The sequence below is a fragment of the Chachezhania antarctica genome, from assembly GCF_003646465.1.
GTDB lineage: Bacteria > Pseudomonadota > Alphaproteobacteria > Rhodobacterales > Rhodobacteraceae > Chachezhania > Chachezhania antarctica.
This window is the reverse complement of sequence record NZ_QZEX01000022.1, coordinates 22,437-35,682: the sequence shown is the minus strand read 5'-3', so window position 1 is coordinate 35,682 and position 13,246 is coordinate 22,437. Positions and strand designations below refer to the sequence as shown.

Annotated in this window: 13 protein-coding genes and 2 pseudogenes; 4 read left to right on the top strand and 11 right to left on the bottom strand. The window is 58.4% G+C overall.

Annotation, left to right across the window (positions count from 1 at the left end; translation table 11 throughout):
- Positions 1–145 precede the first annotated feature (145 nt).
- Together D4754_RS23135 and D4754_RS23130 are read right to left on the bottom strand one after the other, a co-directional pair.
- A pseudogene (locus tag D4754_RS23135) lies at positions 146–271 on the bottom strand (cytochrome c biogenesis protein CcdA); the annotation flags it as partial.
- Positions 271–390: pseudogene (locus D4754_RS23130) on the bottom strand (IS5/IS1182 family transposase); the annotation flags it as partial. The pseudogenes D4754_RS23135 and D4754_RS23130, both read right to left, overlap by 1 nt.
- Positions 391–499: 109 nt before the next feature.
- Here D4754_RS23130 and D4754_RS23125 point away from each other — a divergent pair.
- Positions 500–1,144: a hypothetical protein gene (locus tag D4754_RS23125; protein WP_121068495.1), complete on the top strand. Its 645-nt coding sequence runs from the start codon at positions 500–502 to the stop codon at positions 1,142–1,144.
- A 7-nt stretch (positions 1,145–1,151) separates the two neighbouring features.
- Here D4754_RS23125 and D4754_RS23120 read toward each other — a convergent pair whose 3' ends face one another.
- The 5 genes from D4754_RS23120 to D4754_RS23100 form a co-directional block, all read right to left on the bottom strand.
- Complete coding sequence (locus D4754_RS23120) at positions 1,152–2,477, bottom strand: APC family permease (RefSeq protein ID WP_121068492.1); 1,326 nt, start codon at positions 2,475–2,477, stop codon at positions 1,152–1,154.
- A gap of 46 nt (positions 2,478–2,523) precedes the next feature.
- On the bottom strand, positions 2,524–4,812 hold the full coding sequence (locus D4754_RS23115) for a copper-transporting P-type ATPase (protein ID WP_420837229.1): 2,289 nt from the start codon (positions 4,810–4,812) through the stop codon (positions 2,524–2,526).
- Between the two features lie 135 nt (positions 4,813–4,947).
- Entirely contained in the window at positions 4,948–5,868 is a 921-nt protein-coding gene (lgt, locus tag D4754_RS23110) for a prolipoprotein diacylglyceryl transferase (protein WP_027238585.1), read from the bottom strand.
- Between the two features lie 105 nt (positions 5,869–5,973).
- A complete protein-coding gene (locus tag D4754_RS23105) occupies positions 5,974–6,360 on the bottom strand; it encodes a DUF302 domain-containing protein (protein WP_007803435.1) in 387 nt (128 codons plus the stop codon).
- 140 nt (positions 6,361–6,500) lie between these two features.
- A complete protein-coding gene (locus D4754_RS23100) occupies positions 6,501–7,109 on the bottom strand; it encodes an EF-hand domain-containing protein (protein WP_239521103.1) in 609 nt (202 codons plus the stop codon).
- Between the two features lie 397 nt (positions 7,110–7,506).
- On the opposite strand from D4754_RS23100, the gene D4754_RS23095 reads away from it, so the two are divergent.
- A complete protein-coding gene (locus tag D4754_RS23095) occupies positions 7,507–8,064 on the top strand; it encodes a hypothetical protein (protein ID WP_233501482.1) in 558 nt (185 codons plus the stop codon).
- A 76-nt stretch (positions 8,065–8,140) separates the two neighbouring features.
- Here the strand turns inward: D4754_RS23095 and D4754_RS23090 are convergent, their stop codons facing one another.
- The 4 genes from D4754_RS23090 to D4754_RS24615 form a co-directional block, all read right to left on the bottom strand.
- Positions 8,141–8,806 (bottom strand): L,D-transpeptidase, encoded by a 666-nt coding sequence (locus D4754_RS23090; RefSeq protein WP_012187180.1) that lies wholly within the window; start codon positions 8,804–8,806, stop codon positions 8,141–8,143.
- A 42-nt stretch (positions 8,807–8,848) separates the two neighbouring features.
- Positions 8,849–9,334, bottom strand: a complete 486-nt coding sequence (locus D4754_RS23085; RefSeq protein ID WP_100931433.1) for a disulfide bond formation protein B — start codon at positions 9,332–9,334, stop codon at positions 8,849–8,851.
- 140 nt (positions 9,335–9,474) lie between these two features.
- On the bottom strand, positions 9,475–10,737 hold the full coding sequence (locus D4754_RS23080) for a multicopper oxidase family protein (protein ID WP_121068488.1): 1,263 nt from the start codon (positions 10,735–10,737) through the stop codon (positions 9,475–9,477).
- A gap of 125 nt (positions 10,738–10,862) precedes the next feature.
- On the bottom strand, positions 10,863–11,444 hold the full coding sequence (locus tag D4754_RS24615) for a L,D-transpeptidase (RefSeq protein WP_012187183.1): 582 nt from the start codon (positions 11,442–11,444) through the stop codon (positions 10,863–10,865).
- A 179-nt stretch (positions 11,445–11,623) separates the two neighbouring features.
- On the opposite strand from D4754_RS24615, the gene D4754_RS23070 reads away from it, so the two are divergent.
- Positions 11,624–12,460 (top strand): DUF305 domain-containing protein, encoded by an 837-nt coding sequence (locus D4754_RS23070; protein WP_205589700.1) that lies wholly within the window; start codon positions 11,624–11,626, stop codon positions 12,458–12,460.
- A 12-nt stretch (positions 12,461–12,472) separates the two neighbouring features.
- On the top strand, positions 12,473–13,237 hold the full coding sequence (locus tag D4754_RS23065) for a MauE/DoxX family redox-associated membrane protein (protein ID WP_012187037.1): 765 nt from the start codon (positions 12,473–12,475) through the stop codon (positions 13,235–13,237).
- Positions 13,238–13,246 lie beyond the last annotated feature (9 nt).

Genomic DNA, 13,246 nt, shown 5'->3' with positions numbered 1-13,246 from the left:
TGCGGCCAGCGCGCTCTGACACGCGTTAGCTATATGATGAGCACACGCGCCAGAGCGCCACCGCTATCCCGAACCTTGGCCCCTTTTTGCGCCGGTAAATGGCCCATTTTGTCGCCGAGATTGACAGTCAAACGGTGCGCAACGGCGAGGCCGCAGCCGCCCCGCCTTTAGCGGCTGTGCGCCCGGCCATGTAGGAGACATAACTTGGCACAAGAGGTAGCACGCAGGGGGACAGTAATGATATCGTACCGGCTAGGAGGGCGGCGGTGAGGGCGCGCGCCAAGTGATGTCTTCGTCGACCCAGATCAGCAGGGACCCCCGCTTGCTCAGCGATGCGTTGTAGCTGGACCAGTTGGTCGTATGATAGCGGGCGGGAGATGGGTTGCTCATGGAATGCGCCTAACAGCATGGGTTCGCGAAGAGAATCCTGCGGCGTCAGACTTGTACAACAACGCCCCGTATCATCGACCTAGTGGTGCCCACATGGCAGGCTATTTCAATGGATAGATTTTTCTCTATCAGTATGCCCGCGGCTCAGTTTGTTAGAAATGTCCTGCTGTTCAGCTTCGCTGCATTACTGCCGGTCCTGTTGCTCTATGTCTTACTGGCTCCGGGCTTTGCTCCGGCTCTTGCTGCCGGCGGACCGGCAGTAATGCGCTTTCTAAGGCAGGTTACGACCAACGGTTTGCCCGTGGTTTTTGCCGTCAACTATGTCAGTTTTTTCCTGTTCGCCATGACGACGCAACCAAAGGCGGGCTCAAGAGACACGGCGTTTTTCGTGCTGGTCGATGTCTTGCTCAGAGCCCTTCTCTTTCCAGGTCTCCACGTGCTTATATACGTTCTATCTGCCGACTGGTTCGGGTCATTCGGCGGCAATCGTTCAACCGCTTTGGCGGTTGTATCCCCGACTCTTGCGCGTTCGGCGTTTTTCGAGAACATCTCCGGCGTTTACCTCTATGCGACTATGATAAGCGCGTTGCCGCTCTACGTCTCGGCTCTCGGGCCGTCGGAATTTCTTGGACCGGTTGTTCGTCGCTTACCCATGAACACGGGCGTGATGTTGCTTGCCTTGGCTGCGTTTGCCTTTTCGGTCGGGCTGATCACGATCGGCGCACAAGCCATCGCAGCTCTTCATGCCAGGTGACGGCAGGCTAATCACCGTGGGCGTGTGCAGCTTGCGGTGCCATCCACTTCGACAAGTAAACGCGCTCGAAGGCGAACACGGCGATCATCCCGACAGCGGCGTAGAGAACGATCATCGGGTCGCTTTGAAGCTTCATCACGGTGAAAGCTGCCAGTACAATCGCATCGAGCGACAGGGCACTCAAAAGCACGATACCGGAGGCGCCCACATCTGTTCGACGATAGCGGAACACGCCCCAGTGTATGATCATGTCCATTACAAGGTAGAAGAAGGCACCGAGGGATGCGATCCGGCCCAGGTCGAAAAGCACGGCCAGCGCTGAAGCGATGACAACGGTATAGACCAGCGTGTGGCGTTGGATTGGGCCGGACATACCAAAGTGGCTGTGCGGAATCATTTCCATGTCGGTCAGCATCGCCAGCATACGCGACACCGCAAAGACGCTGGCCAGAACGCCTGACGCGGTTGCGACAGCAGCCAGGACTACTGTGAGTATGAAGCCGGTTTGTCCAAGGGCGGGCTGCGCCGCTTGTGCCAGTGAATAGTCACGCGCGGAGATGATCTCCTCGATCGTCAGACTCGAACCAACCCCGAAGGCGACCAACAGGTAAATGACGACGCAGAGCCCGATCGAGAACATGATTGCTCGGCCAACGTTGCGGTTGGGTTCGGTGATCTCGGCCCCGCTGTTGGTGATCGTCGTGAACCCTTTGAAGGCCAGGATAGCCAGCGCCGTGGATGCTATGAAACCAGTTATACCGTAGGATTGAGGCGTCTCGGAGGCCGCGGCGAACGCAAAACCACTGGACCACAGGGCCGCGATGCCGAACAGAGCTATGCCTCCGATCTTGATCGCTGCCATGATCAGCGAGAACAGCCCGACCGAGCGGTTTCCGGCGATGTTCACCAGAAAGGCGAAAACGATCACGGCCACGGCCAGAGCGGGGACCAGTGGGCCACCTTCGATGTCGAAAGGGCGCAAGACATAGGTGGCGAAGGTCCGGGCGACGAGGCTTTCCGCGATCACCATGCTGAGCGCCATCAGCAGCGCGGCGCCGCCTGCGACAGCTCCGGTGCCATAGCACTTCTGCAGAATCATGGCGATGCCACCGGAGGACGGCCATTTGTTCGACATCCTGATGTAGCTGTAGGCGCTGAAGCTTGTGACGACCGCGCCGGCGATGAATGCAAGCGGGAACAGAGGGCCGGCGAGCTGCGCGATTTGCCCCGTCAACGCAAAGATCCCGGCGCCAATCATCACGCCTGTTCCCATCGCAATGGCTCCGCCCAGACTGATGGACCCTTCGCGGTACGTGTCTTGTTCGCTCTGCATAAATTGTCCCCTTCTAATTTTGGTTCGTCCGAACGCTGTTGCGCTACTAAATTCGAACGCCGCGAAGACGCAGCGAATTGAGCACCACCGAGATCGATGATGCGCTCATGGCGAAGGCAGCAAACATCGGGCTGATGAGGATGCCAAAGAAGGGAAACAGAACTCCCGCTGCGACCGGCACGCCGGAGGCATTGTAGATCAGCGCGAAGAACAGGTTTTGACGGATGTTGCGCATGGTGGCCCGGGCGAGCCGCCGCGCGCGCACGATACCATCGAGGTTGCCCTTGACGAGAGTGATGCCGGCACTTTCGATGGCCACATCTGCACCAGTGCCCATGGCGATGCCGACATCGGCCTGTGCAAGAGCCGGCGCGTCATTGACGCCGTCCCCGGCCATTGCCACCTTGTGACCTTCGGCCTGCAATTCCTTGATGATCCGCGCCTTGTCCTCGGGCAGTACGTCGGCCCGGATCTCGTCGATGCCGAGCCGGGCACCGATCGCCTTGGCTGTGCGCTCGTTGTCGCCGGTCGCCATGATGACCCGGAACCCAAGTTCATGCAGGTCCTGGATGGCGGCAGGGGTTGTTTCCTTCACCGGGTCGGCGACAGCGACAAGACCGGCAATGTCGCCGTCCAGCACCACGAACATCACCGTCTCACCCTCGTCGCGGCGGGCATTGGCCTTGGCGGTCAACTCGTCCGCCTCGAGCCCCAATTCGCGGATCATCGCCAGATTGCCGAGCGCGACCGCTTTGCCGTCAACGACCCCCTTGACGCCCTTGCCAGTGACCGCCTCGAAGTCCCGCGCCTCGTCCATTTTGACATCTCGCTCCTCCGCACCCCTGACGATCGCTTCGGCCAAGGGGTGCTCCGATCCGCGCTCAAGCGATGCGGCGAGACGCAAGACCTCGGCTTCGTCGTGGCCGGGTTGCGGGAGTACGTCGACAAGCCGCGGTTTGCCCATCGTCAACGTGCCGGTCTTATCGACGATCAGGGTATCGACTTTCTCGAACCGCTCCAACGCCTCGGCGTTCTTGATCAGCACCCCTGCCTGAGCGCCCCGTCCTGTCGCTGTCATGATCGACATCGGTGTCGCCAGGCCAAGCGCACAAGGACAAGCGATGATCAGAACCGCCACCGCCGAAATCAATGCGTAGGAAAGCGCAGGCGCGGGTCCCCAGATCGCCCAGGCGATGAAGGACAGGGCCGCGATACCGATGACGGCCGGAACGAAATATCCCGCCACCTTGTCGGCATATTTCTGGATCGGGGCGCGCGAGCGCTGCGCGTTCGACACCATCTCGACAATTTGAGCCAGCATCGTGTCGGACCCAACACGCGTCGCCTCCATCACCAGGCTGCCAGTGCCGTTGATCGTCGCACCGGTCACCGGGTCGCCTTCGGTCTTCTCGACCGGCACAGGTTCACCGGAGATCATGCTTTCGTCGATCGAGGACCGGCCGTCCAGAACCACGCCATCGACAGGCACCTTGTCACCGGGCCGTACGCGCAGCCGGTCGCCGACCTGTACGTCCTCGAGCGGGATCTCCTCTTCGGAGCCATCGTCCCGCATGACCCGCGCGGTCTTGGCGGCCATATCGAGTAGCGCACGGATCGCCTTGCCGGTTCCTTCACGGGCGCGCAATTCCATCACCTGACCGAGCAGCACGAGCGTCACGATCACCGCCGCCGCCTCGAAGTAGACGCCGACATGGCCTTCGGAGTCTCGGAACCCATCAGGGAATATGTCCGGTGCGAAAACGGCAACGACGCTGAAGAGCCAGGCGGCTAGAACGCCCATGCCGATCAGGGAAAACATGTTGAGGTTCAATGTGCGGAAGGAAATCCATCCGCGTTCCAGAAACGGCCAGCCGCACCACAAGACCACTGGCGTTGCCAGGATCAATTCGATCCATTGTGTAGTGCTTTCGCCAAAAAACGTCCGGACTGCGGGGAAACCGACGAATGGCCCCATCGTGAGGACAAGGAGCGGGATCGTCAGGACTGTGCCGGCCCAGAACCGCCGTGTGAAATCCACCAGTTCGGGATTTGGACCTTCATCGCCGGGCACACCGGATTCCAGTTCCAATCCCATACCACAGATCGGACACGCGCCCGGATCAGGCTGCCGCACCTGAGGGTGCATCGGGCAGGTGTAAATGGGACCATCATGTCCAGTGGGAACCAGATCATATCGGCCATCCGCCGGCGCGGCACCCGCGTGGTGGTCGTGATGATCATGTGCGGAATGAAGCTCGAGCTCCGATTCCGGCACGAGATGCATCCCGCATTTCGGACATTTGCCGGGCTCAAACTGCCGCACCTCAGGGTGCATGGGGCAAACGAATACCGAGGAAGCTGCTGTGGTTTCAGAACTGTCGGGGGTGCTCATTTTGCGGTCCTTTCCGAGAATGCTTCTCTTGCTTGGGGCTTCCATCCACAGGAGGGTCAAGAGAGATCAGTACGGCGATTACATTGCGGCTCTGCGGGGTGGCGCTGTCCGGCCCCGTTCCCGCCGGGCGAACACGATCAACGCCAGCCCGACCAGCACCATTGGCATGGAGAGCAACTGGCCCATGGTCAAACCCCACTCACCAAAGTGGAGCGCATGGCCAATTGGGTTATCTTCCGTCACGAACTGCTGGTCCGGTTGCCGGAACATCTCGACGAAATTTCGGGCAAGACCATAGCCGGTCAGAAACACGCCAGCCAAGGCACCGGGCATTTTCAGCCAGCCCCGGCCCCAAGCGAGATAAATGAGCAGTATTCCAAGAATGAGCCCCTCCAATACCGCCTCGTACAGCTGGGACGGGTGTCGGGCGCAGAGGCCGCTAACCCCTGGGCAGGCCTGCGCGACTTCGCCGGGAAAGATCACCGCCCAGGGAACGTCCGTTGGACGCCCCCACAACTCATTGTTGGTGAAGTTCGCCAGCCTTCCAAGAAACAAGCCTGGTGGTGTTGCCAAAGCCAGCAAGTCGCCAGTGCTGAGCAATGACGCGTTCTGTCTAAGGCAGAACAGCAAGGCCGCGATGACAACTCCCGCGAACCCCCCGTGGAAAGACATGCCGCCTTGCCAGACCATCAGAATTTCCAAGGGATTGGCGAGATAATATGCGGGCTGGTAGAACAGTACAAAGCCCAGGCGACCACCAGCAATCACGCCGATGATGATCCACGTCAGAAGATCTTCGATCTGCGTTCGGTCAAGCGGCGGTCCAGCTGACGTCCAGAGCGCGGGACGGCTTATCGCACTCGAACAAATGCGCCAGCCAATCAGGATACCGAAGATATAGGCTAGCGCGTACCAGCGGAGTGCGAATGTGACCCCCCCGATGTCGAAGGAGAAGAGGTCGGTTCCAATATCCGGAAATGGCAATCCCGCTGGCAGCACTGGGTGAGTTCCTCATCAGGAATTTACGTGGGGATTAGATGGCATTGATCGAGCACCGCTAAAGGCGCTCGATCTGCGACAGGGCATCCAACGCCCATCCCGCCATCACGCGGTGTCGAGGGCGTCCCGAAGGAGATCGCGGACTTCGCCGGCGACCGCGTCCAGGTCTTGGTTCTGCACCGCCTGCATCGAAGCGACAGGATCGACCGCGCTGACCTCGGTGTCGCCGTCCAGTTGCCGCAGGATAACATTGCAGGGAAGCATCGCACCGATGCGAGGCTCGATCTCGATGGCTTTGTGCGCCATGCCCGGATTACAGGCCCCCAAGATGCGGTAAGGCGGCATGTCCGCATCAAGTTTCTTTTTCATCGTCGCTTTGACGTCAATCTCAGTCAGAACGCCGAAGCCCTTGTCTGCCAAAGCATCCCGAACACGCATCTCTGCGTCATCGATTTTGGTGTCTTTCAGGACGCGATCATAGGTATAGGCCATGGGAATTTTCCTTTCCGTGTCTCTATTTGTTGGCATACCGAGGCTAAACGGTTCAGGTCGCGGTTCGGTTCAATGTCCCGACCGCGAATGGTTTTGGGGTTGTGAGGACGGGTGCCGGAAAAAAACCGGCACCCATTGGCTCAGTTGTCCTGCATCATGGAGCCGTTGCCCATGCCCTGACCGTTGCCAGGCCGCGCAGGCGCATCTGCCATATTCGACCGCATCATCTGCATCCGCTCCATCCTATCGGCAGGAGCGGCCATCTCTTCCGGCGTCACCGCGCCGTCGCCATCGGCATCGAGGTGTTGGAAGCGATCCACCATCATTTCGCGGATCATCGCGCTGTGGAGAGCTTCAAATTCAGTAATCGAGAGGCTTCCATCCCCGTCGCTGTCAAACTCGGAAAGCTTGGCCTCCAGCTGCGTGCGCATTTCTTCCGGCGTCGTTGTGCCGTCTCCATCAGTGTCGAACATTTGCATCATGCCGCCAGCCATGCCTGGGCTCATCATACCACTGCCCATGCCTGCGCCCATCATGCCTGCGCCCATCATGTTTCCGTGCATGCGCTTCATCATGTCCATCATTCCGCCCATGTTCCCCATCATACCGGGACCACCGTTCTGCATCATGCCTGGTCCGCTCTGGGCGCCAAATTGTCCCCCACGCCCGTGGTTGGCGTCCGCGAATGCGGCACCGCCAAGGGCGGTTGCAGCCAGGGTCATTGCAGCGAGTAAAGTGTTGCGTTTCATTTCGATCACCTCGTGTCAGTGTTGCGATACCCAGCATATGGGGGGCACCTGCAGATGCGGAATGCCACGCGAGCCGGTGTTTTGTATCGCGAGGTCACAAAGGCGGGGTCTGTTACAAATTGCGACAAATCAATTCGGGGCGAACGCTCCTCTTCATCTGAAACATGCGATATCCAGAAAAAAAGGTGTCGAGGATCCGTATACCAACCGAAACCGAACCCATGTTTCGGTAGAGGTGAAATCCGGAAGAGTTGATGTCGAGATTGCTAGAGGCCCTGAATATCCCGAAAATTCAGTCATTCAACTCATGGCAGGAGGCTGCAAGGTGCGCTTTTCCAATCGCATTTTCTCAGTTCTAACCGTGGCGATTTTGGCGGGGTGCGGTGCAGGAAACGACATGCGCCCTGATGCTTCAGCCGAAGTCATCAGTAGTGCATCCTACCGTCACGACGGACCGGCTGCGCTGACGCTGTACACCATGATCAGCAACAGATCCGGGGCGGGTGCGCATAGCAGCGTCATGATCAATGGGTCGCAGCGCGTTATCTTCGATCCGGCAGGAACGGTCCGGCTGAGCGCGGTACCGGAACGGGGAGATGTGCTTTATGGCATTACTCCACAAGTGGCCGATTTTTACGCACGGGCTCATGCACGGGAGACCTACCACGTCGTCATGCAAGAGATCGATGTGTCCCCCGAAGTCGCGGAGCAGGCCTTGCGGCTTGCAATTGCCAGCGGCCCAGCCGCTTCCGGTTTTTGTAGTGCCAGTACCTCCGCGGTACTCAGACAATTACCAGGATTTGAATCCATCGGACGCACATTTTTTCCAAAGCGCCTGATGGCGGATTTTGGCAAGTTGCCGGGCGTGCGAACCACAAAGCTGTTCGAGAACGATGAGGACGATAAATCCGTAGCGATCGCACAGTTCGAAAGTTCACTTGCGACACAGCCGTGAGTGTTCGTCCAACAATTCATTGGAAGATGTCCCTGCACGACGCAGTCCTCGGCGTGTGAGCCAAAGATGCAATAGGTTAGCTTCGAGCGGTAACGCTGTCTTCGGCCGAGTAAAGGAACGCCGTCGATCCGACAGCGACATTCGGATAGAGATCATTGATGTGGGCCATCACCATGCGCACGCATCCCGAACTGGCCCGGCCGCCAATGCTGCGAGGGCTCGGCGTTCCGTGAATTCGAAGGTACGTATCCCGATCTCCGACGAATAGATACAAAGCCCTGCTGCCCAAGGCATTGTTGGGGCCGGGCTCCATACCGTCGGCAAACCGCTCGTAAGCCTCCGGATCGCGTTCGATCATTGACTGCGTTGGCGTCCAGTGCGGCCATTCGACCTTTCGGCGGATCGTATAGGTGCCGGGTTCATAGAGATCGCCCTTGGCAATCGCCACCCCGTATCGCATCGCGGTGCCACCTTCCTCGATATGGTACAGATAGCGCGCGATCGCATCGACGTGAATGTCACCCGGGCGCAAACCGTCATTCGCCAAAACGCGTTGCGGCAGCAGCCTGGGATGCAGCCCCCATGGGTTGGTTGTTGCCGGGTCATAGTTGGCGGGCGTGATCTGCGCATCCCAAGCTGCTTTTTCGGCTGTTGACGGCCAGGTCTTAGCGAATGCTGGCGAACTCAGAGAAGCTGAAAACAGCGAGCCGGAAAGTGCAAGGAAGTGTCGTCTTGTAACCATGAAGCGAAGCCCTTTGTTTGTTTTCGATGAATGCGGGACGATTCAAGAAACGTCCGCGACCCCATGCCACCGAACCTTTTGATGTCTTGCGATCGCGACCAACCAGAGGCAAGCAAGGACACCGCTTAGGATCGCGTTCCAACTCGCCATGGACAACGTCAGAAATTCCCAGACAACCTCACTGCACAGAACAAGATTGGACGCATTTGAACTGGCAGAGGGTAGCAATTCCGATACCGACATTTGGGAAACATCGAGGCCGGATCCCGTGCAAGAAGTCGGTCCCTCCCACCAGCCGCGCTCGACACCGGTATGAAACACTCCCAACGCGGATGTGCTGAGTGCCGACAGGGCACCGATTATCAGGATTGGCAAAATCGGCAGAGCAAAGAGCAACAGAGCGCCCATTCCAATGGCGATTGCGTGTGGGTAGCGTTGCCAGATGCACATTGCGCACGGCGCGTACCCAAGAGCCTGGAAAACGAAGGCCCCCAACAGCAAGGCGGCTGATCCTGCCGCCGCAGTCATGCCGAGAGATTTTGGTGTCAGGGTCAATGAACGCTCCCATTGGCAGTCGATGGACCTGTTTCTCGCTTGTCAGGTTACGTAGACGGCGAAAGGCCTGTTATCATTCAGAGATTTGTAACGGTATGTATCCGTCTCGACCCTCAGCCGACTCTGATCCACGTTGCCATACCGTCGGCTTGGTGGCTCAACATGTGGCAATGCAGCATCCAGGATCCCGGATTGCCCAAGACGACGAGAATATCCCGCGTCTCGCCGATATCCAGATAGGTCGAGTCCCGGTATGGACCGGCTTTCCCCGCCGCATCGAGTTCCCAGAAATGGTGGCCATGCAGATGCATGACGTGTGGAAACCCGGTTTCGTTGCGGATCGAAATGCGCGCGGTCGTCCCCTGCGCGACGGATAGGAAAGGGGTTCGAGGCAGGCCCGATACGTCATTGAGCGCCCACGTCCCTGTGCCGTTGTGGGACGCGCTTCCCGCACCTCCCTGAAGCACCAGCTCCGCGGTTTGGCCGGGGTCTTGCGGGGCGGGCATTCGGTTGGCGGGCAACGCGGTGATGGGCGCTTTCGCAGGCTCACGAGAGCCGGAAACAGCGATTTCGCCAAGGCTCAACGTCCGCTCTCCAAAGCTGTCGTCAAATCTAATAGGCCCGGTCGCATCACCAATCACATCGCATCTTTGCCCCGGAGCTAGGAGGATGGGTTCGAGTGTCTGTGGCTGCGCCAGGGGCATACCATCCAGTGCAACGATCTTGCCTGCCAGACCGTCCAGCCCGACACGGTAAACCCTGTCGATAGAGGGATTTATCAGGCGCAAGCGCAGGCGGTCGCCTTGTCTCACATTCTTGCTGGTTCCATTGGAAACAAGCGCCGTGACCGTATTGCCGATACGGCCCTCGGTCGCGAAATGAGCCGGGTTGAACCCTTCGTCGTACTGTCCGGACTGATCCAACAAGACATCGAAGAACTGAACAACGATGTCATGGTCGACAGCTGGCGCATTTTGCTCCTCGACGATGAAGGCGCCGAAAAGACCGCGGCTGACCTGATCGTAAGACAGGTAATGCGAGTGATACCAATACGTGCCGGCATCCGGGACGCCGAATTGATAACGATACGAGTCGCCCGGAATGACCACATCCTGAGTGAGGACGTTGACACCATCCATCCGATTTGGAACCCGCAACCCATGCCAGTGAACGAGAGCGCCCTCCTCCAATCGGTTATCGAGGGTAATGCGGGCGGTTTGTCCTTGTCGCATTCTGACTTCTGGGCCCGGCAGACCACCGTTGAAGCCCAACATCGACACGTCGTACCCAGCAAGGTGCGCCTTGATCGATTGGGGCGCGAGGATCAACTCGTGTGTCGCTGCTGGCAAGCGGGTACCAGCCAGCGCAACGGTCATCCCGCCAAGGAAAGACCTCCGGCTCAAAGACAATTCCGTCACCTCATGAATGATAGACTGGCTTTCGCCAACTGCCGCACTTGTGCCATTTCCGGAAGAGGAACTTCAAGGCGACAGAACACTCCTCACGCCGTTGTCACTTTGGGATACAGGAAGACGCGGGCGCCGATTTCAACGCGTTCGTACAGATCCTTCACATGTTCATTCGTCAACCGCGCGCATCCATTCGACACGGCAGACCCAATTGTCTCCGGGGCGTTCGTTCCATGAATGCGAAGATAGGTATCGCGTCCCTCGGCATCGTAGAGATAGAGCGCGCGGGCCCCGAGCGGGTTGTTTGGCCCGCCTTTCAGTCCATCCTTGTACTTTGCGTATTTGCGTGGCTCGCGCCGGATCATGGCGTTCGTTGGCCGCCACCATGGCCATTTGGCCTTGCGCGCTACCGTGAACTCTCCGGGTTCGTACAAACCTTTGCGCCCTACCCCGACCCCGTAGCGGATCGCCATCCCGTCCTCGAGCATGAAATAAAGGAAAAAATCGTCGGGAACGACGTGGACATCGCCTTTAACCCAGTCACCACGACGGGTGTTTACCAATTGTGGTTCGAACCGTTCGGGCAATTTGACTTTGTGGGCCCAGGCAGTTGTGGGCAGAAAGCAACCCATCGCTCCGGCACAAATCAATTCTCGTCTCGTGAAATTCTGCATGGCGCGATCTCCTCGGACCCATGAAAATTCAGTGCGCGTCAGGGGCAAAGAAAAGAAGCCGTGAACCGGGGCAAACGACGCGCCTTTGTTGCCTTGAAACTACGAAAATTCGTGCTTTTGGAACTCTCCAGCGCTGGAATGTTGTTGTTTTACAGAGAACTGCAAGGAGGTGACTGGAAATGCACTACTCACGATTCTTTATGATGATCGGAACATCGACCGTGGTCATGTTCGTTCTGATGTACCTGAACACCTATCTTTGGGGCCATATCTTCTTTTCGGAGACACGCCTTTACATGGCCATCCTGATGGGGGCGACCATGGCCGTGATCATGTTGGCGTACATGTTGTCCATGTATCAGAACACCAAAGCCAACATCGCGATTTTCGTTGGCGCAATAGTCCTTTTCGCGGCGAGCCTCTGGCTGGTTCGCGGGCAATTCACGGTGCAGGACAGGTCCTACATGCGCGCCATGATCCCGCACCACTCGATCGCCATCATGACGTCGACTCGTGCCGAGATCACCGACCCGCGCGTCCGGGGGCTCGCAGACGACATTATCTATGCGCAGGACAAGGAAATCGCCGAAATGCGCTACCTTATTGCTGACATTGGAGCAAACGGCGAAGCATCGGCCACGCGAAGCGAAACGCCGGCGCAGGTTGTGGATGCGCAACAGGCGCTTCAAACGGAGGTCGTGTCGAAGGTCGATCCTGAGTTTCTGACGGAAGACGAAATCGCTGCGGTGTTCCCGAATGGCGGAAATTGCCGCTTTGCTTACACCTCGGACAGTCCGGCTGTACTGGTGACTGGTGAAACCGGCGAAGGGTCTGCCGCCGCAATGAAGATCAGCGGTGATCTGGTGCGCCTGAATGCGCAGGGCGAAAATGCATTTTCTGAAGGCCCGCTGTCGGCCGAGATCGCAGAGACGAACGGTGACCTGACCGATCTGATCGTCACCGCGGGAACCGACTACGAAGCCGGGTTCCGTGGTCAACTTACGTGCAGCGGATAAGGAGGAAAGGACATGCCCCGCGACACAGACAGTAAATCCGCGCAGCTTTATCGCATGGTCATGCCGGGCCATGTCTGCCCCTACGGTCTGAAATCGAAAGACCTGCTGGAGCGGCAAGGCTTCGAGGTGGAAGACCATCCGCTTGACACCCGTGAAGACACCGATGCTTTCATGGAGAAGCACGGGGTCGAGACGACGCCGCAGACTTTCATCGGGGACGAACGGATCGGCGGTTACGATGATCTCAGGGTGTTTTTCGACATTGACCCACCCGAGGAAGAGCAAAGCGACACGACCTACCAGCCGGTCATCGCGATCTTTTCCGTTGCCGCGCTGTTGGCATTGGGCCTGTCTTGGCACCAGTACGGGTCGGTCCTTACCTTGCGGGGGTTCGAATGGTTCATTTCGCTGTCCATGACCATTCTCGCGATCCAGAAATTGCAGGATGTCGAAGGGTTTTCGACGATGTTCCTCAACTACGATCTGCTGGCGCGCAAATGGGTGCGATACGGCAAGGTCTACCCGTTCGGCGAAGCGTTGGCAGGTGTCCTGATGACTGCCGGCGCGCTGCTGTGGCTCTCGGCGCCTGTCGCCCTGTTTATCGGCACGGTAGGCGCTGTCAGCGTGTTCAAGGCTGTTTATATCGACAAGAGAGAGCTGAAATGCGCCTGCGTCGGCGGTGACAGTTCCGTCCCGCTGGGGTTCATTTCGCTGACGGAAAACCTGATGATGATCTTCATGGGTATCTGGATGCCGGTCCGCGCGATCTGGTTCTGAGGTACAGCC

Bases quoted from the DNA above. Each gene is read 5' to 3' on its own strand.
- D4754_RS23115 (WP_420837229.1), bottom strand. From the start codon at position 4,812: ATGCACCCTGAGGTGCGGCAGTTTGAGCCCGGCAAATGTCCGAAATGC.
- D4754_RS24615 (WP_012187183.1), bottom strand. From the start codon at position 11,444: ATGCAGAATTTCACGAGACGAGAATTGATTTGTGCCGGAGCGATGGGT.
- D4754_RS23070 (WP_205589700.1), top strand. From the start codon at position 11,624: ATGCACTACTCACGATTCTTTATGATGATCGGAACATCGACCGTGGTC.
- D4754_RS23085 (WP_100931433.1), bottom strand. From the start codon at position 9,334: ATGACTGCGGCGGCAGGATCAGCCGCCTTGCTGTTGGGGGCCTTCGTT.
- D4754_RS23100 (WP_239521103.1), bottom strand. From the start codon at position 7,109: ATGAAACGCAACACTTTACTCGCTGCAATGACCCTGGCTGCAACCGCC.
- D4754_RS23065 (WP_012187037.1), top strand. From the start codon at position 12,473: ATGCCCCGCGACACAGACAGTAAATCCGCGCAGCTTTATCGCATGGTC.
- D4754_RS23095 (WP_233501482.1), top strand. From the start codon at position 7,507: ATGCGCCCTGATGCTTCAGCCGAAGTCATCAGTAGTGCATCCTACCGT.
- D4754_RS23105 (WP_007803435.1), bottom strand. From the start codon at position 6,360: ATGGCCTATACCTATGATCGCGTCCTGAAAGACACCAAAATCGATGAC.
- D4754_RS23125 (WP_121068495.1), top strand. From the start codon at position 500: ATGGATAGATTTTTCTCTATCAGTATGCCCGCGGCTCAGTTTGTTAGA.
- D4754_RS23090 (WP_012187180.1), bottom strand. From the start codon at position 8,806: ATGGTTACAAGACGACACTTCCTTGCACTTTCCGGCTCGCTGTTTTCA.
- D4754_RS23080 (WP_121068488.1), bottom strand. From the start codon at position 10,737: ATGACCGTTGCGCTGGCTGGTACCCGCTTGCCAGCAGCGACACACGAG.
- D4754_RS23120 (WP_121068492.1), bottom strand. From the start codon at position 2,477: ATGCAGAGCGAACAAGACACGTACCGCGAAGGGTCCATCAGTCTGGGC.